20 protein-coding genes are annotated in these 23,466 nt (G+C 67.1%); 2 read left to right on the forward strand and 18 right to left on the reverse strand.

The window, feature by feature from the left end; all coding sequences use genetic code 11:
- Positions 1 to 26: 26 nt before the first annotated feature.
- The 6 genes from BT115_RS08755 to BT115_RS08780 form a co-directional block, all read right to left on the reverse strand.
- A complete protein-coding gene (locus BT115_RS08755; protein ID WP_218184722.1) occupies positions 27 to 929 on the reverse strand; it encodes a glycine betaine ABC transporter substrate-binding protein OsmF in 903 nt (300 codons plus the stop codon).
- A gap of 3 nt (positions 930 to 932) precedes the next feature.
- Entirely contained in the window at positions 933 to 3,533 is a 2,601-nt protein-coding gene (locus tag BT115_RS08760) for a glycoside hydrolase family 31 protein (protein WP_072322059.1), read from the reverse strand.
- Between the two features lie 75 nt (positions 3,534 to 3,608).
- Complete coding sequence (locus tag BT115_RS08765; protein ID WP_072322060.1) at positions 3,609 to 4,826, reverse strand: GGDEF domain-containing protein; 1,218 nt, start codon at positions 4,824 to 4,826, stop codon at positions 3,609 to 3,611.
- A 59-nt stretch (positions 4,827 to 4,885) separates the two neighbouring features.
- Complete coding sequence (locus BT115_RS08770; RefSeq protein WP_072322061.1) at positions 4,886 to 5,089, reverse strand: hypothetical protein; 204 nt, start codon at positions 5,087 to 5,089, stop codon at positions 4,886 to 4,888.
- Positions 5,090 to 5,133: 44 nt separating this feature from the next.
- Entirely contained in the window at positions 5,134 to 6,849 is a 1,716-nt protein-coding gene (locus BT115_RS08775; protein WP_072322062.1) for an ATP-binding cassette domain-containing protein, read from the reverse strand.
- Positions 6,842 to 7,897, reverse strand: coding sequence for a serine kinase (locus BT115_RS08780; RefSeq protein ID WP_072322063.1), 1,056 nt, complete (start codon positions 7,895 to 7,897; stop codon positions 6,842 to 6,844). The genes BT115_RS08775 and BT115_RS08780 overlap by 8 nt, the downstream gene beginning before the upstream one ends.
- A gap of 390 nt (positions 7,898 to 8,287) precedes the next feature.
- Between BT115_RS08780 and BT115_RS08785 the strand changes: the two genes are divergently transcribed.
- Both BT115_RS08785 and BT115_RS08790 read left to right on the forward strand, forming a co-directional pair.
- Positions 8,288 to 9,754 carry a B12-binding domain-containing radical SAM protein gene (locus tag BT115_RS08785; RefSeq protein ID WP_072322064.1) on the forward strand — a complete coding sequence of 489 codons (1,467 nt, stop codon included), beginning with the start codon at positions 8,288 to 8,290 and terminating at the stop codon, positions 9,752 to 9,754.
- Complete coding sequence (locus BT115_RS08790) at positions 9,751 to 10,971, forward strand: nucleotidyltransferase family protein (protein ID WP_072322065.1); 1,221 nt, start codon at positions 9,751 to 9,753, stop codon at positions 10,969 to 10,971. The genes BT115_RS08785 and BT115_RS08790 overlap by 4 nt, the downstream gene beginning before the upstream one ends.
- On the opposite strand, the gene BT115_RS08795 is transcribed toward BT115_RS08790, so the two are convergent.
- From BT115_RS08795 to BT115_RS08850, 12 genes are all read right to left on the reverse strand, one after another.
- On the reverse strand, positions 10,968 to 12,104 hold the full coding sequence (locus BT115_RS08795; protein ID WP_072322066.1) for a glycosyltransferase family 4 protein: 1,137 nt from the start codon (positions 12,102 to 12,104) through the stop codon (positions 10,968 to 10,970). The two genes, BT115_RS08790 and BT115_RS08795, sit on opposite strands and share 4 nt — an antisense overlap.
- Positions 12,101 to 13,213: a glycosyltransferase family 4 protein gene (locus BT115_RS08800; protein ID WP_072322067.1), complete on the reverse strand. Its 1,113-nt coding sequence runs from the start codon at positions 13,211 to 13,213 to the stop codon at positions 12,101 to 12,103. Before BT115_RS08800 ends, BT115_RS08795 begins: the two co-directional genes overlap by 4 nt.
- Before the next feature lie 9 nt (positions 13,214 to 13,222).
- A complete protein-coding gene (locus tag BT115_RS08805) occupies positions 13,223 to 14,734 on the reverse strand; it encodes a B12-binding domain-containing radical SAM protein (protein WP_072322068.1) in 1,512 nt (503 codons plus the stop codon).
- Positions 14,731 to 15,444, reverse strand: coding sequence for a class I SAM-dependent methyltransferase (locus BT115_RS08810; protein ID WP_072322069.1), 714 nt, complete (start codon positions 15,442 to 15,444; stop codon positions 14,731 to 14,733). Before BT115_RS08810 ends, BT115_RS08805 begins: the two co-directional genes overlap by 4 nt.
- Positions 15,441 to 16,640 carry an amidohydrolase family protein gene (locus BT115_RS08815; RefSeq protein WP_255369396.1) on the reverse strand — a complete coding sequence of 400 codons (1,200 nt, stop codon included), beginning with the start codon at positions 16,638 to 16,640 and terminating at the stop codon, positions 15,441 to 15,443. Before BT115_RS08815 ends, BT115_RS08810 begins: the two co-directional genes overlap by 4 nt.
- Before the next feature lie 23 nt (positions 16,641 to 16,663).
- Complete coding sequence (locus BT115_RS08820) at positions 16,664 to 17,539, reverse strand: class I SAM-dependent methyltransferase (RefSeq protein WP_255369373.1); 876 nt, start codon at positions 17,537 to 17,539, stop codon at positions 16,664 to 16,666.
- A 78-nt stretch (positions 17,540 to 17,617) separates the two neighbouring features.
- Positions 17,618 to 18,457: a Wzz/FepE/Etk N-terminal domain-containing protein gene (locus BT115_RS08825; RefSeq protein ID WP_072322071.1), complete on the reverse strand. Its 840-nt coding sequence runs from the start codon at positions 18,455 to 18,457 to the stop codon at positions 17,618 to 17,620.
- Positions 18,430 to 19,608: an oligosaccharide repeat unit polymerase gene (locus BT115_RS08830; protein WP_072322072.1), complete on the reverse strand. Its 1,179-nt coding sequence runs from the start codon at positions 19,606 to 19,608 to the stop codon at positions 18,430 to 18,432. The genes BT115_RS08825 and BT115_RS08830 overlap by 28 nt, the downstream gene beginning before the upstream one ends.
- Positions 19,605 to 20,555 carry a glycosyltransferase family 2 protein gene (locus BT115_RS08835; RefSeq protein WP_072322073.1) on the reverse strand — a complete coding sequence of 317 codons (951 nt, stop codon included), beginning with the start codon at positions 20,553 to 20,555 and terminating at the stop codon, positions 19,605 to 19,607. The genes BT115_RS08830 and BT115_RS08835 overlap by 4 nt, the downstream gene beginning before the upstream one ends.
- Positions 20,552 to 21,808: an O-antigen translocase gene (locus tag BT115_RS08840; RefSeq protein WP_072322074.1), complete on the reverse strand. Its 1,257-nt coding sequence runs from the start codon at positions 21,806 to 21,808 to the stop codon at positions 20,552 to 20,554. The genes BT115_RS08835 and BT115_RS08840 overlap by 4 nt, the downstream gene beginning before the upstream one ends.
- Positions 21,805 to 22,929 carry a DegT/DnrJ/EryC1/StrS family aminotransferase gene (locus BT115_RS08845; protein ID WP_072322075.1) on the reverse strand — a complete coding sequence of 375 codons (1,125 nt, stop codon included), beginning with the start codon at positions 22,927 to 22,929 and terminating at the stop codon, positions 21,805 to 21,807. The genes BT115_RS08840 and BT115_RS08845 overlap by 4 nt, the downstream gene beginning before the upstream one ends.
- On the reverse strand, positions 22,923 to 23,351 hold the full coding sequence (locus tag BT115_RS08850) for a sugar 3,4-ketoisomerase (RefSeq protein WP_072322076.1): 429 nt from the start codon (positions 23,349 to 23,351) through the stop codon (positions 22,923 to 22,925). Before BT115_RS08850 ends, BT115_RS08845 begins: the two co-directional genes overlap by 7 nt.
- Between the last annotated feature and the right edge of the window lie 115 nt (positions 23,352 to 23,466).

Here is a 23,466-nt window from a genome sequence, read left to right on the forward strand (position 1 = left end):
AGCCAGGCACGGGCGGGTAAGCGACCTCACTTGATGAGCCCTTGCGAGCGCAGGTAATCGGACGCCACGGCCGCCGCGTCCTCGCCATCGATCTGCGTACGCGCGTTCAGCGCACGCAGCACCTCCTCCGTCAGCGGACGGAAGGCCGCCTCCAGCGGGGCGCGCATGGCGGGATAGCGCTTGAGCACATCCTCGCGAATCACGGGCGCAGGCTGGTAGACCATTTCCACGTGCTTCGGATCGTCGAGCACGACCAGCCCCGTCACGGCAATCGCGCCGTCGGTGGAATAGACCATGCTCGCGTTGACGCCGGACGTGCCCTCGGCCGCGGCCTTGATCGTGGCCGATGTGTCGCCGCCTGCAAGCACCAGCAACTGATCGCCGCGCAAGGTGAAACCATAGGCCGATTGAAACGCAGGCAGCGCGGCGTCGCTCTCGACGAACTCTGCCGATCCGGCCAGAAGCACGTCGCCGCCGCCCTGCACCCAGCGCGCGAAATCCGCGAGCGTGCGCAATCCTTCGCGCTTCGCGACATCGCCACGGATGCCGATGCCCCAGTGATTGTCTGCGGGTGCGGGCGCGAGCCAGACCAATCGATTTGCCGCGAGATCCAGCGATGCCGCCAAGGCGTAGGCCTTCGCGGTATCACGAAACGCGGGATCGCTCTCGCGATGAAAAAAGAACGCGGCGTTGCCGGTGTACTCCGGATAGACGTCCAGGTCGCCATTGAGCAGCGCACGCCGAACAATGGACGTCGGCCCCAGTTGCGTGCGATCGATCACCGGAATGCCCGCGTGACGTAACACTTGTACGACCACTTGGCCGAGCAATGCGCCTTCGTTGTCGGCCTTGGAGCCGACCCGCACCGCGACCTGCGCATGGGCGACGCAAGCCATGAGAGCGAGGACAAAGCCGAGCAGGCGGCGCAAGCGTCAGCGCCCGAGCATGTCGGCGAATCCGCGTTTGAACGCATCGTCGATCGGCGTGGCTTCCACGCTGGCCGGCAAGGCGGCAAAGCGCGCCTCGAAGGCCTGCACCGCCTCGGTGAAGCGCTCGGCCCTGCCCCGATCGTCGCCCTCGTCTACCGCATAGGAAAGCACGCGTGCTGCCTGGCCGGCGAGGTTCACCTCGTCAGGCAATGCGGAGATATCGCCCCACACCTGCTTGAGATACCTCACGGCATCGGCCGCGCGGCGCATGCGGTGCAGCAGCCCCTTCGGCGGTGCGTGTTCGGGCGCGAAGCGCGCCACCACATCGTGCTGCTCGTGCACGGACACGAGGCCCAGATCCACGCGGATGCACAGCCATGCCGCATCGAACAGCCAAGTGCCCGGCTGCGGCGTGGCGCTGTAGCGCAGCCTCCGGCCGTTCACTTCCACACTTTCCGGAATGCCTGCATCGAGCAATTCGATGACATAGCGGCGCTGCGACGGGGAACCGGTGTAGCTCCCCTCCATGCGATCCACGTGCACACGATGCGCGCGATCGCCACGTCGGCTGCGCACGCAGGTCCGGGCGAATTCGCCGCGCTGGTAGCCCTGAGTCGCGCCATCGTCGTCGTACAGCGCCGTGTGCCCCTCGGCGCCGGGGAAGACCTGCAGGATGATCGTATCGGGCACGCTGGCAAGATCGCGCATGCCTTCCGGATACAGCGGAAGCACGCTGCCGGGTCGCACGAAGATGGGTATTTCGTCCAGCGTATACGTGCGTTCGAGCATGCCGCCACCGAGGTACGACTCCGCGCCGTCATGGCTGTACCACGTGCCTGGCGGCAGCCATACCGGGAAGGGCGCGGTGCCATCGTCGCCAACCGGCACCGTGACCGGCGCCACGAGGATGTCGTTGCCGAACATGTACTGCGCCGGATGCGCGTACGCTTCCTCGTGCTCGGGCCAGTGGTAGTACATCGGCCGCACGAGCGAGACGCCCGTGTCGTAGGCGTGGCGTGCGGCCGCGTAGATGTACGGCGCGAGCTGATACCGCAGGCGTATCGCGGCGAAGATCGCGTCGCCATAGGGCGGACCGAAATGCCAGGGTTCCTTGTGCAGGCTCGGCTCCTTCGCCGAGTGCGTACGCAACACGGGACTGAACACGCCCAGTTGCATCCAGCGTGCATAAAGCTCGGGTTCCAGGTGACGCTCGGGCCGCGGGATGTGTTTGTGAAACGTGTGCCCGCCGATGTCATGGCTCCAGTACCCGTAGAGCACGTTGGATGCCATCGCCGTGAAATGGGGCTGGTAGGCGAGCGAAGTCCAGGAGATCACACTGTCGCCGGAAAAACCGATCGGATAGCGATGATTTCCGAGACCGCCCCAGCGGTGGTAGATCAAGCCGCGGCGATCGCCGTCGCGCTGCATTTCGGTAAAGAACACATGATTGAGCCACCACGTGTTCGACAGCCCCGGATGTGCCTTCGACTCCGGCCACTGCTGCCAGTCGAGCCACCAGAAATCCACGCCCTGCGCTTCGAGCGGATTCAAGATCGTGTCGAACAGGGCTCGCATGTACGGCTGCGAGGTGCCTTCGAAGGGAATCGGCGCCTGTGTCGAGGTATCCCACGACAGCGCTTTCGCCATGGCCGCGTATTTTTCTTCGTGCGGCATCACGCCCGACGCGGGATGGAGATTGAGCGTGATGCGCAGGTTCTGCCCGTGCGCCCAGCGCATGAAGCTTTCGGGATCGGGAAACAGGCTGCGGTTGAAGGTGTAGCCGGTCCAGCCCGAGGCTTCGCCGAATACGTCCTTCTGCTCATACCCCGGTCGCAGCGAAAGGCCCGGCGTGGTGTGCCAGTCCATGTCCAGCACGAGCACATCGAGCGGAATGCGCTCTTTCTCAAAACGCGCGCCCAGCGTGCGCAGTTCGTCGTCGGCATAGTTCCAGTAGCGCGACCACCAGTAGCCGAAGACGAAGCGCGGCGGCATCGGCTGCGGGCCGGCGATCGCCGCGAAGTCGGACAGCGCGGCGCGGTAGTCGAGGCCGTAGCCGAAGAAATAGAGATCCTGTCGCTCGCCCGCCGGTCGATCGACGACCCAGCCTTCGTCGTCGAGACCGAAGCTTTCGGTGTCGTCGACCAGATGCCAGCCATCGCGTGCGATCAAGCCCTCTTCGAGCGGCAGCTTGCTGCCATCCTGCCAGGTGTCGCCATCGTAGCGATCGAGCGTGCGATAGGTGCCGCCGAGGTTGTGGGCCTGCGTGTCGCCGGGGCGCCAGGTCACGTGTCCGCCGTCGTGGCGAACGCGCACCGACAGGTTTTCGGCCGTGAAGCGACCGCTGCCCTTTTCATAGCGCAGCCGCAGATAGCCGGTGTCGATCCGCAGAAGATGCTCATCCTCGCTCAGCTCGAAGGGCGGCACGTCGAGCGCACGATGCACAACTATCTGCGTGCGGCCATCGCGGAAGACGCCATCGGCGCTCCACTCCATGCGGACGAGGCGCGGGGTGAGGATGGTGAAACGCACCTCGCCGCGCTCGACGGTGGCCTCGGGCTGCGCCGCCGCGCTGGTGTCGGGGCGGCTTTCTGTCGTGGCTTCCATGGGTCTGGTGGCCTCTTCGGAAACGGAGGGTGGGCCATTATGACGCGTCGCGGCATGGAGCCGGTGAAATGATCCTCAGACCAAGACGCAGCGATTCCGCCCCGCCCGCTTCGCGGCATACAGCGCGCGATCCGCTCTATCGAAGGCGACGGCCATGCTGTCGCTCGCGTTGAAGCGCGTGATGCCACCGGACATCGTCACCGTGACCGGCTTGGAACTCGCATGGAAGGCGAGCTTTGCGACCATCGCGCACAGGTCCTGCGCTTGCGCCTCGGCCTCCGCGGGCGACGCGTCGTGAAAGACCACGGCGAATTCCTCGCCGCCGTAGCGCGCGACAAACGCGCGGCCTTCCAACTCGCGTGCCAGCGCCTGGCCGACGATCCGCAGCACCGCATCGCCTGCCGCATGACCGTACGTATCGTTGATGGCCTTGAAGTGATCGATGTCGAAGGCGCCCACGCAGGCGACACCGGTACCGGCGCGCACCTCGCGCTCGACGTCGGCCATGCGCCGCTCGTAGGCGAGGCGATTGGGCAGACCGGTCAGGCCATCCGTCAACGCCAGTTCGTGTTCGCGACGCAAGGAGTCCTGCAGCGAGGTCGCCTGGCTCTCCAGTTCTTCCACACGGTGATGCATTCGCGCGGCGCGCTCGCGATAGGCGGCGAGGCGTGCGTCCTCGCGTTCGCGGTGCTCGCGGAAATGCTGGTCGATGAGCGAGAGGCGTGCCGTCACCTCCGCCTGCAGGGTGACGAGGTCCGCGGCCGCGAGCGTCTTTTCGCCGAGCTCGCGCATTTCTTCGCGCACGCGTGCGTCGAGCGCACGGTCTGCGCCCTCACCTGCCGCGGTTTCCTCCAGTTCACCGGCCAGATAGCGCGCCATGTCGCCCAGCCGGGCGCTGACCACGGCAAGCAGTTCCTGCAATCGCGCCATGTCGGCGCGCAAGGCAGCGACCGTCGCAGTGTCGCCTTCGGCGCTGTCGCCGGCATCGGCCTGCCCGGCCGGCGACTCGATGCCTGCGCGTTCGTCCGCGCGGGTCACGGCTTCCGACAAGGCGTCCAGCAAGGGTTCGATCGATGCCGCCGAGGGGCCGTCGCGCAAGGCCGCGGTGAGCCGGCCGAGCAAGGCATCCACGTCGTCATCGGGATTCCGGACGAGCGCTGCGAGACGCAGGGCCAGGCGACGCAGCAATTCTTCCACGGCCCGGAACTCGCGCTCGTCGCGTTCCATCCGCTCCAGCGCAAGATGGTATTTGCGCTCCCACACATCCTCTTCCAAACGATCCTCCGCCGTCATCACCCTGCCTTGTCCGGCATCCTACGCCGAACGGGTGGTTCCGAGGCGAGACAGACGCTTCAGCCGCGCACGGGGCGAAGCAGATGGCAGATGCCTGCGATGGGGCGGTGCAGACCGCAGGGATCGCTCTGCCCGGGTAGCGCGCGATGGCGTGTGCCCGCCAGCGCATCGAACGACGGGCGGCCAGGGCCGCTTGCGGCACCCGCCACCATGCACAGCACGCCCCCGACGGCGAGGGCGGCGTTTCGAAGACGAAGACGCATCGCGTTTCTCCCTGGTCCCGGTGCCGACGTTAGGCTTCCGCACCCTATTGGGCAATAGACCGATCGGCGGAGGTGGCGGATGGGAGAACCGTGACCACGGCCCGGCCGTCGCCGAGTATCACGTGCCGGTCGGCCAGGACCGCTACGCCCGGACGATGCGACACGACCAATAGCGTCGTGTGGGGCAGACGCCGCTTCAGCGCACCGAGGACAGCCAGCTCCGACGCGGCGTCGAGCGCACTGGTGGCCTCGTCGAGCACCGCCAGGCGCGGCTCGCGAAGCAGCACCTGGGCCAGCAACAGGCGTTGCAGTTCGCCCCCGGAGAGACGATTCGCCGAACCCATCAGTGGCAGGTCGAGTCCCGCCGGGTCGTCGTCCAGACGGCGAAGCAGGCCCACGTCGGCAAGCGCCTCGCGCAGCCTGGCCTCATCCGCCTCCGGTGCCGCCCAGGTCAGGCATTCACGCACGGTGCGCTGCCAGGGCCGGACGCCCTGGCTTACGTAGGCGCCGCGGTGCACCCGCGCGCGATACGCATCGAAGTCGAGCGACACGCCTCCCGCCCGTGCGGCGAAGACGACGGGCGGCAGCATGCCCGCCAGCACGTCGACGAGACTGCTCTTGCCGACACCCGAGTCGCCGGCGATGAAGGTCAGCTCACCCGGCGCGAGCACGAGGTCCGCGAGTTCGATGCCACCAGCCGGCGGACAGACACGCACGCGGTCGATCCGGATGGCCTCTGCGTCGGCAGACGCATCGGCGTCCGACCGTGACGGCGCATCGGCTTCCACGGCCATGTACGACCGCCACAGATCCAGCGCGGGAATGGCCGAATGCAATTGCTGGAAGCTTTGCCGAGTGGACACGAGGTACGGCAACAGCCGTCCGAGCAGAAGGCACACGGCCATGAGCGAGGATGTATCCACGCCCTTCCAGTGCCGAGCCAGGACGAACAATCCGGCGATGCCCACCGTGGCCGTCCATTCCAGCAGCAGGCGCCCCGACGCCACGAGTTCGAGCTGGCGCGCGTAACCTCGGCCGAGTTGCGCGGCCGCCTCGGCGTAACGCGCCTTCTCCGCCGCCTCGCGGCCATAGGAACGCAGGTGACGCAACCGACGCGGCACATCCTCGCTCTGCCAGAAAAGGTGGGTCATGTCGGCCACGTATCGCCGGCTGACCTCGGCCTGCTCGCGCCCGAAGGTACGTGACACCAGGAACCCGACCAAGGCGATGGCGGGCGCAGCGAGCATCAGTGGCGGCGATACCCAGAAGGCGAAAGCCAGACTCACCGCTGCGGTGGTTCCTGCCACCAGCAGTTGCTGCAACGCGGTGAACCCCTGGACGGCGATCTCCACGTTGTGAGTGAGCACGTTGGCAATCTCCGCCGACGTGGTGCCCGCAAGCCGCACCAGCGGCGCATCGACCAGGCGTGCCTGCACGCGGCGGCGCAGGCTCAAACCGTAGTTCGCGACGAGGCGCGCGCCCAGGCGCGCCGCCTGCCAGCGCAGTACCGCAAACAGCGCGGACGCCGCCACGAAGGCACCGATCGCCGCCTCGCCGCCGGGAAGCATGGCGAGAAAGTGCGGCAGCGCCACGCCGTCGGACGGTTGCACCAACGGCACCAGCAGCACGGCAGCCACGCTTCCGGCGAGAGCGCCGCCGAGCGACAGCGCCACGTAGAAGGCGAGTGCCGGTCCCACGCCATGCGGCAGGCTATCCCAAAGGACGCGCAGCGACGGCGTGCGAGGCGCCGAATCAAGCACGGCCCGACGCTACCCTGCTCGCCTTGTCGACAAGGTGCCGCAGCACGGCCACCGCGTCACGTGGATGCGCACCCCGACGCAGCTCGTAGACGCCGAGGCGCGCCACGCACTGGACGAAACGATCCCATCCCGGCTGTCCTGCCGCATAAGGCTGGTCGACGGCAAGCGTCCAGGCGACGCGCTCCCACGGCAACGGCACGAGCAACCGCTTCGGATCGTCGGCCGGTTGCGACGAGACGATGACTGCCGCGGCCAGACGCAGTGGGGCTGCCGCCGCGCGGCCCGGACCGTCGCGCAGATCGACCTCGTGCTTCAGCACGCCACTGCGGCGCCGAATGGTCGGCGAGGTCTCGATCCACTGGCGCGTTGCCGGGTCGTCGACGAAGCGCAGCGTGTCCTGCTTCACGTGAAGAAAGTTGGCGACGCCGGTGGCGAGAAGGCTCTCCGGGTGTACGAAGACGCCATCCTCAGCGAGGAAGTCCATGCCTTCCAACAACGCCTGCAGCGACAACGTGGACTTGCCAGCGCCGCTCGCGCCCAGCAGCAGCGCGCCATGCCCGTCGCTGCCGACGCACGCGCCATGCAATGGCACGAGATTCTGCACACGCGCGGCAAGGAGAAACACGGCGAATTCGATCAGCTCGTAGCGCACGTGATAAGGAAATTGCAGCCGGTCTTCCGAGACGACGATCAGGCCACGCCGTTGCGCGGGCGACAGCAGCACGTAGTTCCACGCGTCCACCACGCCACCGAACAAGCCCATGCCGCTCTGCATGTGGACGGGGGGCGGCTCTGCCGCACTCGCCTTGTCGCCGCGCCTGACGACGCGCAGCTCGATGCGGAACTCCGGCGACATGTGGGGAAACCGATGCGCCGGCAGGCGGCCATACGCCGACTCCACAAGCGAGAGCAACTCCGCGCTGTCGCTCTCGAAGCGGAAGCGGGCACCCAGCGCGTGCCGACTCATGCACACGGCCGGCATAAGCCGCTCGCCGAAGGGATCCGCTGCGGGGTCTGCGCAAGGGGAAACGTCGTCGCGAATCATCATGGCCGATCGGTGTTCCTGCGCCCCAGCGCATGGGCTCGTTGGTGCCGGCGCATACGCGAAAGGTTGCGTCGCTCTAGGCTGGAACCCCCAGGGAGGCGAGAGGCATAGATAACTGTGGGAGCCCATGTGGGAGCCGCCATGACGGCGAGGGGCTGACGAAGCAATGGTGGGAGCCACCCTGGTGGCGAAAGCCAAGGAAGCGGTGTAGCAGCGAGGAAAATTCCCATCGCCAGCAGGCTGGCTCCCACCAGCTAATCCTTCTCGCCGCTATAGCGGCTCCCACACATAAGGGCCACATACACACCGCAACCCCTGCCTCACCGTCAGGCACTCACGGCCATGCAGCGTCTTACCGCGCGGCGTCCCGATGGTTTGTTGAGGCTTCTCCCGATGCTGAAGATCCAGGTAGGCCACTCCTATTTCCTTCGCTACGACAGGAAACAATGGGAACGCGGCAAGCCCTATCCCCCGCTCGCCACGATCCAGATCGCCGCGTTGCTGCGCCGCATGGGCCACGAGCCTTCACTGTTCGACGCGATGCTTGCCGATGGCGTAGACGATTACGCCGCGGCGCTGCACGACGCGCGACCGGACCTGGTCGTGTTCTACGAAGACAATTTCAACTTCCTCACGAAGATGTGCCTCGGCCGCATGCGCGAAGCGGCGTGCCGCATGATCGGCGAAGCGCGGGCCGCAGGCGCGCGCGTGATCGTGGCCGGATCGGACGCTTCCGACCACCCCGAGCCATTCCTCGCCGCCGGTGCCGACGTGGTGTTGATCGGCGAAGGCATCGCCGCCTTGACCTCCCTCGTCGAACGCTTCGAGCGCCAGCCTCAGGCAAGTGCGCAGGCGTGGGCAGACGGCTTGCCGGGCGTAGCGACGATGGTGGACGGTAAGCCCCATGCCGTACGCATGGGGCCGGTGCCGCCCGATCCGCGCGTGGTCGGACAGCCCGCCTGGGATCTGCTCGACATCGAGCGCTATCGGACGTTCTGGCGGCAGCGCCATGGCTATTTCAGCCTCAACATGGCGGCGTCCCGCGGCTGCCCGTTCCGTTGCAACTGGTGCGCAAAACCCATCTGGGGCAATCACTACAACCAGCGCCCCGCCGAAGAGGTCGCTGCGGAGATGACTTATCTCAAGCAGGCCTTCGCACCCGACCACATCTGGATGGCCGACGACATCTTCGGCTTTCACGTCGACTGGGTGGACCGGCTCGCTACGTTGCTGCACGAAGCGAACGGCTCGGTGCCGTTCACCATCCAGACGCGTGCGGATCTCGCCAGTGAACGCATGGTCGCTGCCCTGGTGAAAGCCGGCTGCGCCGAGGCGTGGATCGGCGCGGAAAGCGGCAGCCAGCGCGTCCTCGACCGCATGACCAAGGGCACCCATGTACCCGATCTCATCGCCGCGCGGCAGCGCCTCGGCGCAGCCGGCATCCGCGTCGGCTTCTTCATCCAACTGGGCTATCTCGGCGAGGAACTCGACGACCTGCTCGCCACACGCGAACTCGTTGCGCGGGCCGCACCGGACGACGTCGGGGTCAGCGTGTCCTATCCCTTGCCCGGCACGAAGTTCTTCGAGGAAGTGAAGGCGCAGCTAGGTGCAAAGACGCACTGGGACGACAGCGCCGACCTCGCGATGATGTTTCGTGGCGCGTACGACTCCGAGTTCTACCGGCGCTTCCGCGATCTCCTGCACGAGCAGGTGAACCTGCAACGGGGCGAACGTGACGAACGCGCCGCCGCAGCCTTGCGTGCCGGTTGGGATGCCTTGATCGCCAGCGAGCGCAGCCATCGCAGCGAGCGACCGACGCTGCCCAGACTCGCGCCGCAAAACGTGGCGTTGCCGCTATGAGCGCGCCGTCGCTGCCGCCACTGAAGCAGGTCAGGCACGGCTTGCGCCGCACGACCGAGACGCTCGCCACGGAACTCGCACTGGCCCGTCCGGGTAACGACATGCCGGCGTGGACCGCCGTGGAATGGCAACTGGCCACCGCGGCCGCCGTCGCGCACGGCATCTCGCCCCTGCTCTGCCGCTTCTCCACCTGGCAGCACCCGGCATGGCGGCAGTTCCTGGTCGAGCAGCGCCGGCACGTGGCGCTACGGCACGAACGCATCGCGTCGTTGCTCGCGCGCATTCACGAGGGTGCGCAGGTCATAGGCATCCCGCTGGTGGCGCTGAAAGGCGCCGCGCTGCACGCGCTTGGGCTGTATGCGCCAGGCGATCGCCCGATGGCCGACGTCGATCTGCTCGTGGAGGACCGGCACGCCGATGCGACCGCCGCGCTGCTCGTTTCGCTCGGTTACACAGAGGCGTTCGCGCAGTGGAAGCACCGCGTGTTCAAGCCCCAGGGCGGCCGCTCGGTCACCACGCTGGGAGAACACAGCGACACGCCGATCAACATCGAATTGCATACGCGCGTGCACGAGCGGCTTCCCATCGACACGGTCGACATCACCGCGCAGGTCTGGCCGGGCAACGCGCAACCGGGGCTCAATGCCTATCCCGGTATGGGTGCGTTGATGGCGCATCTGCTGCTGCATGCCGCGGGCAATCTCTGCGGGCGCAGCCTGCGCCTTATCCATCTCAACGACATCGCACTGCTGGCGACGCGCATGCGCCACGAGGATTGGGCGGTGCTATGGGCCGCGCCAACGCCGTGGTGGGCCTATCCGCCCCTGCGCCTCGTCGCCCGCTACTACCGCGACGCTGTTCCCGCACCCGTGCTGGCACGGCTACGCGCGGATTGTCCCGTCGTGCTGCGCACGACCATGCGTACACGGCGTATCACCGACGTGTCGTGCTCGAATCTCTGGCTGCATGCGTTGCCGGGGGTCGAGTGGTCGCGTACGCCTGGCGAAGCGGTACGCTTGCTCGCCCAGCGTTTGCGGCCCACGAAGGAAGCCATCGAGGAACGCGCGGACATGGTGCGTACACAGGTCTGGCTGCAAGGGCAGGACTGGGTCACCCAGCGACATCGCCGCCGCCTGCTCACCTGGCTGACCCACCCGATACCGCGCATGGATACCTTGTATGTCGTGCGCAAGGCGCTCGAGCACGTCGCTGCTTAGCCATCACGCTCGCTGACGAGGCTGGCGCGATGCGAGCCTGCAGCGAGTTCCCCATAGATCGTGAGAAAGAGACTCGCCGTGTGTTCGGCATCCTCAGCCAGCGCCCGTCGCTGCGCCTCAGCAGCCAGGCGCATGCGCAAGCCGTCGTCGTCGAGCACGCTGTGGATCGCCTCCGTCAACGCATCTGCGTCGCCCGGTGGCACGGCACGCGCCGCGTTCGGCGACCATTCCGCGATGTGGCCCACGGCGGTGCCAACCGTAGGCACACCCAACACGGCCGCTTCCAAGGTGACCAGCGGACCCGCCTCGTGCAACGACGACATCACCAGCAGATCGGCCGAGGCGAGCAGCGGACGCAGCTCACGCTGCGTGCGGAAGCCGAGAAAGCTCACGTGCCGTTCCAGGCCCAGGCGCTGCGCCAGTCGCTGCATCTCGCCGGCCAGCGTATCCACGCCGACCATCCGCAGCTCCACGTCCACACCGGCATGCACGAGCTTGGCCACCGCGCGCAGCAACGTGTCCTGATCCTTCACTCTGTTGAGGCTCGCCACATGGACGAGATGGGCCGGACCCTCGCCCCGCGACCGCGGTGTACTGGGCGGCCACGCCACCGTATCGACGCCCAACGGTACGCGACGAGCATCGATGCCCATGGCGCGAAGCGCATTCAGTATCGGCTGGCTGGCGGCGGTGACGACGTCGGCGAGCCGCAAGACGACCGCCTCACGTAGCCGCCCGCGCCACGTGCGCCGACCGCCGTAGTCGATGGCGTGGAGCACCACCAGCTCGCCGCCGGCGATATGCACCGCGCTAGGAAGGCGCAAATAGGTCGCTGCTGCCACGGCGATGAAACTGCAATGGCCGGAGAAGATCGCCTGCACCAGTTGGAACGGCGCCCGTCGGTGCTCGGCAATCACGGCGCCGATGGCGCGCCAGACCGTGCGCCCCTCGCCGATGTTGTGGATCGTGGCGCCACGCAGCGGCCACGTGCCGGGCGCCGTTTCCTGATGCAGCGCGAACACATGTACTTCGTGGACGCGTGCAAGACGTTCGATGAGTGCCAGAAACACAGGGATGACACGTTCCTCGCCGCCCCGATCCACCCCGCCAGGAAGCACGATCGCGATCTTCATGCCGCTGGCTCCGCGAGCAGCGATGCATAGGCCGACGCCCAGCGCCGACCCAGCGCACTGAACGACAGCGTCGCCTCGAAGTGCTCTCGCACTGCGCGGCGGTCGCCCACAGCGGATGCCGCGGCGACGAGTGCGTCGCCCAGCGCAACGGCATCGCCGGGCGACCACAACCAGCCCACCCGACCATCGCCCGTGACCTCGCGAAACGCCGGGATATCCGTCACGACCGGCACCGCGCCGCAGGCCATCGCTTCGAGCAGCGAGTAGCCCACGCCCTCGGCACGACTTGCAGATACGAACAGGTCGGCCGAACGCAGGAGTCGTTCGATCTCGGCGTGCGGTACGCATCCGAGCAGGTGTACGCGCCCTGCGAGCCGTTTGTCGCTGGCGATGCGCTCGCGCACTTCGTCCATCAAGGGCGCCGTACCGAAGGCGCACCATAGTTGCAGCCTGGGCAGATGCTCGGCGGCACGCGCGACGCCATCCAGCATCGTCAACGGATCCTTGCCCACGGCGAGATGACCGACCGACACGATGCACGGGTCGCCATGCAGACCGCTGACCCGACGCGCCGCCTCGCGGTCGCCCGGCGTGAAGCGGCTGCTGCTTTCCGCGATGGCGTAGATGCGCGTGCGAGGGTCCAGGAGAGCGGCGAACGGCGCAGCTTGGGCCAGCGATGTGAAGGTCACGCCTGAGGCCACGCGATACCAGCCGCGCCAAAGCAGTCGTCGCCAGCCGCGCGGTACGCCATCCGCGTGATCCTGGATCAGGATCGGCGGCCCGGGAAGATGCCGGCGCAGCGAACACGCATGACGCGCGAAGCCAAGACCATGCACATGGACGAGGTCGACGCCAATGCCCGCCAGGGCGTGCGCCACGTGCCGGCCCAGACGGCGTGCGCCACGCATCCCGCGCGCGTCGAGGAAACGGTAGTCCACCCCATCCCGCGCGAAGTGCGCATCGGTTCCGGCCATCTGCACCACGGTGACGCGCGTACCCGCGCTCGCCACGATATCGGCGATATCGCGCAGCGACGGCCACCGGGTGAGGACCTCGTCAGGCGATAGCCCCTGGGGGGCCATCGGGAAGTTGATCAAGGCGACGTGCATGCGACGCGCCTAGAGCCCGGACACCTGCGGCAGCCGCAGGCGCACCAGCCGGTTGGCGAGATTCAGTTCCCACGGCTTGTCGTAACGACGGCGGCGATAGCGCCATGCCGCCATGGCGCTCAGGCCGCGCTTGGCCCACGGCGGCGACCGCAGATCCTGCACGGTCGGAAAGCGACAACGCAGCACCGTCACGAAATCCTGTATGTGCCGGCGCAGATCGTCGCTCAACCAGGGCGCATCGGCGTGGCAGGCGTAGTCGACCCAGCGTTTCTCGGTCCATTCTTCCGGTGTGGTGGGAAACACCACCGGATCGCCATGCAGGTCGCGCAGGGGCGTGGACGGCCGCTTGCCGCGATCCTTCTCGTGCCGGCTGCTCTCGGGTAGCGGCGTATAGATGTACACGATGATTTCCGACTGCGGATTGATCTTCTTCAATTCACGGATGAACTCGAAGGTCTGCAGCGTCTCCGCCTCCGTGTTCTCGGGCGGCGCGACCATGAACGACAGTTCGGGAATCACACCGTGGCGACGACAAAGCTCGGCCACCTCCAGCGTCTGGTCGGGGCGCGTGCCCTTGCGGATTTCCTTCAGCATCGCGCCGCTCGGCGACTCGGCACCGATGTAAGCCATGCGCAGACGGCTCTTGCGCACCAGTTTCCAGGAACTCTCCGATAGCTTGAGCAGCGCGTCGGAACGCGCATAGCACCACCACGGCAGTTCCAGCTTCGCCATCACCTCCAGCAGCGGCACCATGTCTTCCTCGCGATCGAAGAAGTTGTGGTCGAAGAACTGGATGGAATCCGCGCCCAGCGTGTGCTTCAGATAACCCAGGTCGCGTTCGAGCCTCGCCACGGTCGGCAGCGCCGTCGTGCCACCGAACATCGCCGCCACACCGCAGAACGTGCAGCGGAAACGGCAGCCGATGGCCGCCTGATGGGCCGCCGTGCGTCGTCCGAGGAACGTGGGCGCCAGATAACGGCGCGGGTCGCCCAGCTTGTCGTAAGGCAGCACGATGCCGCTATCGCCCAGCGAGAAGCGCCTGTTGGGATTGTGGACCACGGCGCCGTCGCGCTTCCACGACAGCCCGCCGATGCGCGAGAGATCCGTCTCGCCGCGGCCGAGCGCAGCCAGCAACTCCGGCAGGCTTTCCTCACCCTGCCCGCGAATGGCGTAGTCGACATACGGCGCGGACAGCGCGGTATCCGTGTAAAGGGTCGGAAAGTACCCGCCCCACACGATCGGCAGATGCGGGTGGCGTTCTCGTATGGCGTTCGACACCTCGATCGACGGCGCCATCTGCGGCCCGCCCATCACACTGATGCCGACCGCGTCGAAGCGACGCTGATCGAGCGCACGCAGCGTCGCGTCGACGATGTCGCGATCCACATTGCCATCCACGATCTGGCTCGTACCCGTGCGATCGAGCGCCGCCGAAAGATGCAGCAACGACAGCGGAAAACGCGCGCTGGCGCGCGAGGTGATGGTCGGATTGACCAGCAAGGTGTTCGGGGAATGCGTCATGGGAGACCCGCGGGCGAAGCGCCATCGATGCGGCGCAGACGGAAGACAAGCGCCACCGGCACATGCAACGCGCTGGCGTCGAAACGCGCCCCGTCGGGAATATCGGCGGGATCGAGCATCGGCTCGACCACTCGCTCGATCGCGAGACCGAGACGCGCGCAGGCCGCATGCCAGTGGCTGTAGAGATGGGGCGTGTGACGCGCCGCGTAACGGCGACCACCCGCCTTGAAGTCGCGCAGCCAGCCCAACGCATGGCCGGTGGGATGCACATCGCTGCACAGGATCGTGCCGCCGAGCTTGGTCACGCGACACAGCTCGCCGAGCGCCGGTTCGAGGTGCTCCAGATGGCCGATCGTCAGCCCGCACAGCGTCAGGTCGGCTACGTCGTTCGTCAGCGGCAATGCGTCGAGGCTGCCCTGCATCAGGCCGACGTGCGCTGCATCGCCGAGCGCTTCGGTGGCGCGCGCCAGCATCGCGTCCGAGAGATCCACGCCCAGTACCCGAGCGGCGTCGCGCGCGAGAGCGTGATGGATGTAGCGACCGCTGCCACAGCCGGCATCCAGGATCGACAGACCCTGCAGGTTCGTCGGCAGCAGGGCGAGCATGGCGCGTTCCTCGGCCTGCATCACCGGATTGTGTGCATACGCCGGATAGTCGGCCGCCCACAGCGCATACGCCTCGGCGGGCGCCAGGATGGGTACGCTGTTCATGCGACACGCTCTGTGGAATGTTTCGTATGTGCGTCGCCGACCGCGATGAGCCCTGGCTCCATCGCCAGGAGCGCCGGATCGGCGAGATCGCTTGCAAGCAGCTTCGTCGTGCCATCGAGCGTAGCCATCACGGTGTCGATGCCCGCCGCGGCGAACCAGTCGGCGAAGTCGGGATCCGCGACCCGTGGTACGCCGTTGCGGATCACGGCGCGCAGGTCGGCACGTGACTGGCCGACGAGGTTGCCGGCGGCATCGCCACCGCGGTCGCGCACGATGACGAGATCGGCGACATTGCCGACCGCGAGCGAGCCGCGGTCGGCCAGACGAAGAATGCGTGCCGCGTGCGTGGTCGCCAGGGCTAGCAGGCTCGCCGCATCCAGATCACGGCGTTGCCGTGCCAGGCGTAACTCTTCCAACAGGTCGCGCTCGCCGCTGAGCCGCGAGTCGCTTCCCACGGCAAGCCGTCCGGCGGCATGCAGTCGGCGAGGATCGAGGGAGCGCCCCAGCAGCCGACGATTGCTGCCCGGACACCAGACAACGGCAGCACCGACCGCAAGCACGCGCTCGATGTCCTGCTCGCGAAGGCCAACGCCGTGCACGAGTACGCTGTTGGCAGCGAGGCAGCCGCGTCGGTCCAGTTCGCCCAGTTCCGCTGCGGCGATCGCATCGGTGCCTTCGGCCAGGTGGATCATCCACGGGCGATCCGGGGGTGTCGCGGCGAAGGATTGCTCGACGGGCGGACCATAATCCGGCCCGTTCAATGTGTAGCTCCAGCCATGCCCGCGCAGCAGGGTGACCGGAAAGTCCGCCGCATCGAGTGCCGCATGCCACGGATCGTGGTGCACCACGAAGGTCGCGCCGGCGAGCAGATTCTTCAAGGCACCGTGCCGCATGCGTTGCGCCTTCGGCACGGCCAGCGCTTCCACGACTGCCGGCTCTGCGAAGTGCGCCTGGAACGCATCGATCCAGGCATAGGCATGGGGGAACGTGCGCTCGCCAGGCAGCGGCGGGACGTTGTTCACCTGAAGATGCTCGTGCGCGTTGACGAGCCCAGGGAAAACCAGGTGATCGCGCAGGTCCAAGCGGAAATCGTGGGTCGTGCCCTGTGCGGCGATCGTTCCGCCGCGCAGATGCAGCGGCGCGCGCTGCCGTCCACCGCCGTCGACCAGGGTGACACCGCCGAGCGTCACGGCCATGCTGGCATCGTCGCCGCGCATGCTCAGCGCCGATGCATCACGATGAGAAAGTGGTCACCCATGTCGCGCAGGCCGGGAAGGCCGCCGAAGCGGTCGTCGAGCCGGCCAAGGCGCTCGTAGCGCGCTGGTCGCCGACGGTAGCGGTCGACCATGTACGGCGGCGGAAGGAACAGGCTCAACGCGCGATAGCTGTCCAGCGTGAAGTGCGACTCGAACGCGGCGTAGAACTCGCGCGGGAGGTAGTACCAGGTCCAGATCGTGTGGCCGTTCATGCCCACCGACTGCACGCCCCGTCCGAAACGCACACCCGCGCGACCGAAGCGGCGGCGCAGCGCGTAGTGCGCCACTTCCCACGGGCAGATCCGACCCATGACCGAGAACACGAGCGTGCCGCCAGGGCGCAGGAGTCGCGCGCACTCCTGCGCGACCGCACCCAGGTCCGGCGCGCAGTTGAGCGGCCCGAAATTGGAATAGATGCCGTCGAAGCGACCGCCGAGCAGGTGCAACTGCTGCACGCCGAGGTGGACGGCACTGAGCCGGGGCGTCAGCCGCTCAGCGACGGCGCGGTCACGGGTGCGCTCGACCATTTCCGGGGACCAGTCGCTTGCCACCACGTGGTAGCCGCGCTGGGCGAACTCCGCCGCGTCGAGCCCCGTGCCGCAGCCCAGGTCCAGCAGCCGCGAGCCCACCGGCAGTTCGCGCGCGACCGCCTGCCACAGCGTGCCGCGCATGCGCTGGATCAGCTCGTTGTTGCCGCGAGGGCCGTCGTAGTCGGCCGCCACGCTATCGAAAGCGCGCTGCGTGTCGAGCAGACGCGCTTCGTCGAATGCCGGCGGCGTATCCGGCGATATCGTGTGCTGGCGTCGCGCCAGCGGATCAATCTGCATTTGCCCGTTCATGTCGTCTCCATGGCCGCCGCACCGACGGCGCGTGACCGGCACACACCGTAGGTGTCGCCGAACGGCCATTCGGTTGAATCACGCCGCGTGAAGCATCGCCGCGGCACGTCGCGGACGGCGGCGCAGGGCGTGTCGCGCCACAGCAGCCAGCGAGGCCATGAACAGCGCGGCCAGGCCGCCCAAGCCCGCGGTCAGCGGCGCGTTTGGAAAGGCGCGGTCGTCCGGCACGCTGACCGGCCACGGCATCGAGGTCTCGAAGGTGTAGTTCGGCAGCAGCCGGTTCGCCAGGTCGCTGCGGACCTGTTCCAACGCGCGGATGTCCTCGTTGCGGCTCGCCAGGGCCACGCCGGCAAGCGCCGCCTCGGCACCACCGCCTTTGGCTTCGTGCGCCAGGTGCTCGCGGTCGGCCTGGGCCTCGCTGAGATCGCGATCCAGCTCGACCATCCGCTCGCGCGCAAGCGCCATCGGCACGGCACCGATCCGTGCATGCAGCCCATGCAAGGTATCTGCCGTGGCCGACGCAAGCTGCTTCGCGTCCTCGGCGCTGTAAGCCCGCAGCCGAACCTTCATGAGGTTGGCGTACGGCATCGGCTCCACCTTCATGCTGCGCCGGTAGAGCACAGCTTCCGGCGCGTCCAGCGGCACGCCGACACGCCTCAGCACCTCGTCGCGGAAGGTACGCGTATCCAGCCGCTCGAGTGCGCGCGAGAACGCCTCGATCTTCGGGTCCTGCCCGGAAGGCGCCGCGCCGACCTGGCCGACCTGGATCCACGCCGTCGCTTCCCACTGGCTGCGCACGGTGTGCAACCAGGCGAACGTGGCAAGCAACACCAGCGCCGCCACGCCGACAAACCAGCGCCATTCGCGGGTGACGATGCGCCACATGTCGATCAGGTAGATTTCGTCGTCGTTGGCCATGCGGGAAACTCGTCGGGTACAGGGGAAGAGACGGGCGTGTCGCGCCGGTTCGGTAGAAGGCCGGCCAGCAATTGCAGAAGAAGACACAGGCCGAGGAAGCCCACGTTCATTGCAATGAAGATCTGCGGGGCAAAGGGCGACATCACCGAGACGTAGGCGATGCGCAGGAACATCAGCAGCCCGAATAGCGATACGCGCGGATGCAGGCGCCGTACGCACCAGAGGAGCAAGGCATAGGCCGCCGCCATGGACGTCAGCGCGCCGGCCGCACCCCAGGCCATCAGGAACGGCAGGTATTCCGTACCGACGTTGATGTTCGGCGCGTCGAGCGGGATATCCGTCTGCCCCGTGAGCAGCGGGCCGCTGCCGGGGATCAGCTGGTGCATGAGAAAGGCGCTGTTCGTGTAGTGCTTGGCGAGCATGGCGCCGAAGTTGTACGGCCCCGCGCTCACGTACAGCAGCAGCCACTTCACCCCTTGCGGCGCCGCGCGGTAAAGATCGCCGAACGGCAGCGTCACGTTTTCGATCGAACCCGAGCGCAAGGTGCCCAGTACGGAGAACACCACGCAACCGAGCACGCCAAGCGCCGTGATGGCCTTCCACGGCAACGGCTTGGCGACGTCACGACGGAATGCAAGCACGAAGGCGATGGAAAACAATCCGGCGAAGATCCGGTTGCGATCCACCACCAGCACCGGAAAGATCAGCCCGAACGCGATCAGCAGGTGCCGCGGCAGCGGTTGCCGCACGCACAGCAGGCCGATGACCGGCAACGTCCAGCACATATCCGAAATGTGTCGAAGATGTTCCCTGCACGGCTCAAGCGACGCGTACGACGAGGGGTCGACGATCAGCGGAATGGGGTATAGCGCCAGGTCCAGCAGGCAGAACACGATCACGACTGCAGCGAACGCCAGCGCCACGAAGCCCTCGCGGGTACCGGCATAGCGCCGTTCGCGGAAGCGTTCCGGCGCAGGAAGGCGCGTCCCCAGCACGACATCTACCGCCAGGATCGCGGCGGCGGCCATGACGAGCAACACGATGCCCTGCCCGTAACCGGGCGGCAGGTCATACGTGAGCAGCGTGACGCCACTGGCCAGCAGGAGCGGCAGGCACAGATAGGTCGATGGCCGGCGAAGCCATCCGTTCATGCCTGCCCCACCCGCGGGCGGGCATGCATGGGCCGCATCTTCGCGAGCACGAGCAGCGCGAGATAGGCCGCCATATGGACGGCGACACGGCCGGCCCGTCCCTGCAGATAGGCGATCTTCGCGCCGATGCGGCAGGCTTCGGCGCGGAGCAGCGTGCGCTCCGGCTCCGCGAACATGCACACGCGACGCAAGGCCACTTCCCGCGCCTCGGTCAGGTTGACGATGCGCGTAGCGGCGTGGCGCGTCTTGCTGAAGTTCGCCCCGTGCAGGCGGTACGCACACACCTTGACGTCGATGAAGCCGATCGCGTCGCGCGCTGCCAGGCGCAGGAACAGGTCCCAGTCGTCGATGCGCAAGCCTTCGGTCCATCGCGCCACGGTTTCCAGGGCGTCCTTCCGCAGCATCGTCACCGGACCGCCGACGGCCCAATGGCTGATCACCGCGCGCCGAATGCCCTGGTCCGATCGATACAGCCGTTTGTCCGCACCGTGCAGGTCGCACATGCCGCTGTCGAGCAGCTTCGCACCGTCGCGATCGACGACGATGCAATCGCCGATGGCCGCGCCTTTCGCTGGATGGTCGAGCAGATACTGGACCAACGCTTCCGAGCCGCCCGGAAGCAGGTAATCGTCGCTGGCGCCGATGCGCAGGAATTCGCCATGCGCTCGGGCGGCGAGTTCGTTGAGTGTCGCCGCGATGCCCTTGTTCTCGCGGCTGACGTATTCCACCGCGATCTCGTGCCGGTGCTGAGTCAGCCACTCCTCGATGCGCTGCGCCGTACGATCCGTGGAGCCGTCGTCGATGATGACGATCTCCTTCGCCGGATACGGATCGTCGAGGATGCTGTCGAGGCAGCGCTGCACATAGGCCTCGTGGTTGTAGGCAGGCACGAGCACGGAGACCAGCGGCATCGTTGCGGGGAGGACGGTGGAAGCGGGCCCATTCATGTCGGCAGTGCTCCCAGGTAGCGCCGTGCCACCGCGAGGTTGAACAGGAAATAGCAGGCGTAGTTCGTGGCGAACGCATACATCGCGCCGACCACGCCGAAGTGCGCGGTGAACACCACCACCAGCACGAAGTAGCTCGCGGCAAAGATCAGTTCCGACACGATGAACAGCCGGGTCATGGCCTTGGCGAGCATCAGATAGGCCAGCACGAACGAGGCGATCTTCAACACGTCACCGATGAGCTGCGGCGCGTAGAGCGCATCGGCGGCGGAGAAGTCGGCACTGAACAGCACGCGCGTGACCACGTCACGCAGCAGGTAGACGAGGGCCGCCGCGATGGCTGCCGCTGGCAGCAGAAACCGGTAGGCCTGGCGGAACTCGGCAAGCAGGGGCGCCTTGCCCCGCGTCGCCGCAAGCCGCGGCAGGTAATGCATATTGATCGCTGTGATCAGGAACAGGAGGTACGCATCGGACACCCGCGTCACCGCCTGCCAATACCCGACCTGCTCCCAGCCGAAGCGGGCGGCAAGGTGATCGCGCACCGCGATGTTTACCAGCGGCGGCACCAGCGCCGAGGTCAAGGTCATGGTGGAGAATGCCGCCAGACGCGCTGTCATCTCGCGATCGAAGCGCAGGCGCAGCATGCCGCGACGGAAGTACGGGCTCCGCCACCACGCCGGGATGCCGACGAGCAACCAGAGCGCCTGGCCCAGCACGAGGGAGAGCAGCGCACCGTACAGATGCAGCCAGCGAGAAAGGCCGATCGACACGAGCATCGCCAGTGCCGAGCCCGCCACCTGGATGATCGCCAGCCGTCGCGCATCCATGAAACCGTTGATCACCGCGAGCACGTAGTTGACGACCGCGATCCCGACCTGCGCCACCGCAAGTACGCGGATCAGGCTCGCATAGGCTTCGTCGCCCAGCAGCCATCCGGCGATCTGTCGGCTGAAACACCACGTCGCCAGGCCCATGACGCACGACGCCGCGAGCGCGTACCAGAGTGCGGCACCCAGCAACCGGGCGAGTCGCGGTGCATCGTCACGGTATTCAGCGACATACTTCACCACCGCCGAACCGATGCCGCCGCCCGCGAATACCGCGAGCAGGGACATCAGGCTGGTGAACTGACCGAGACGCCCTACGCCTTCAGGGCCGGCGAAGAAGGCCACCAGCTTGACGACCACGAGCGCCGCCAACAGGCGCGCGGCGGTACCCGCCGCGGCATACGCTCCGCTCCGCGCGAAACTCATGGCGCACCGAAACGCAGGCAGGCATCCACCACACGGGCCACCCGCTCGTCATCCAGATAAGGTGCCATGGGCAGGCTGAGCACCTCGGCATGGAGGCGCTCGGTAATCGGCAGCGCCAGATGACGAAACGTGCGATACGCCTGCTGACGATGCGGAGGGATCGGGTAGTGCACCAGCGTGCCCACACCATGGGCGGACAGGTGCTCGCGCAGCGCGTCACGTTGCGCGCTGCGCACAACGAACAGGTGCCACACGTGGGTGCCCTCGTCGCCTGCATCCGGCAGCTGTATCGACGGATGGACGATGGCCGCGCTGTAGCGGGCGGCTATCCGTCGGCGTGCCGCGTTGGCGGCGTCCAGGTGGCGCAGCTTTACGCGCAGCATGGCCGCCTGCATCTCGTCGAGGCGCGAGTTGACGCCTTCCTGTGCGTGGCGGTACTTCTCCGTCGAACCGTAGTTGCGCAGGGCGAGCACGGTGCTCGCGAGCACGTCGTCGTCCGTTACCACCGCACCGGCATCGCCCAGCGCGCCGAGGTTCTTGCCCGGATAGAAACTGAAGCCCGCAGCATCGCCGAACGATCCCGCCTTCCGGCCGTCGAGTGCCGCGCCGTGGGCCTGTGCTGCATCCTCGATCAGCAACAGGTTATGGCGGCGAGCGATCGCAGCGATTGCCGGCATGTCGGCGAGGCGTCCGTATAGATGCACAGCCATGATCGCGCGCGTTCGCGGCCCGATCGCCGCCTCGATGCGTAACGGGTCGAGATTGAATGTGCCCTCGTCGGGCTCCACCGGCACCGGCACAAGCCGGTTTGCGCTGATCGCGAGAAAGCTGGCGATGAAGGTGTTGGCCGGAACGATCACCTCGTCGCCTTCGTCCAGCGCACCAAGCTCGATATAGGCGCGAAGGATCAGCGTGAGCGCATCCAGCCCGTTCCCCACCCCGATCGCATGGCGAACGCCGCACCACGCCGCAAATTCGCTTTCGAACGCCTCGAGTTCGTCGCCCATGATGTAGCGGCCGGAGTCGATGACCCGCGCCGTGGCTGCCTTTAGTTCGTCGGCATGCGCGGCATTGGCCTCCGCCAAGTCGAGAAACGGCACCGGTACGAGCGTGCTCACCATGCCACCGTGCCCTCGACGCGGGGGACGCCGCGCACCTCGCGCAGGAACTCGTCGTAGTCGGTGATGTAGTCGGCCGGGTCATAGAGCTGGTCCGCCAACACCATCAGCACGCAGTCGTCGCTGAACGCGTAGAGATCACGCCAGACCATGCTGCCGAGCAGCAGACCCTGCGCCGGATCGTCCAACGTGACCTCGGTCGGGCCGGAACCGTCATCGAGCAGAAACGTGACGCTACCGCGCACGGCGACCGCGAGCTGGTTCAGCCGGCGATGTGCGTGCATGCCGCGATGCACGTCACGGCTTGTCGCGAAAAGGTAGTAAACGCGGCGGATCGGAAACGGCACGTTTCTTTCCTGCTCCAGCGACACGAGCATGCCGCGACTGTCGCCGTGCGTCTGGAGAGGTATCGGTTCGATGTGCATGGTGTGGCGCCCGACTGTGCCCGTTACGGCGGGTTCGCGGTTGAGTGCCGCAAGCAGCCGACAAAGGTTGCTTCGCCGCCACACAACCTTTTTCGCCAAGGGCGGCACACAAGCG

This window comes from Luteibacter sp. UNCMF366Tsu5.1 (assembly GCF_900119235.1).
In the GTDB taxonomy this organism is placed as follows: Bacteria; Pseudomonadota; Gammaproteobacteria; order Xanthomonadales; family Rhodanobacteraceae; genus Luteibacter; species Luteibacter flocculans.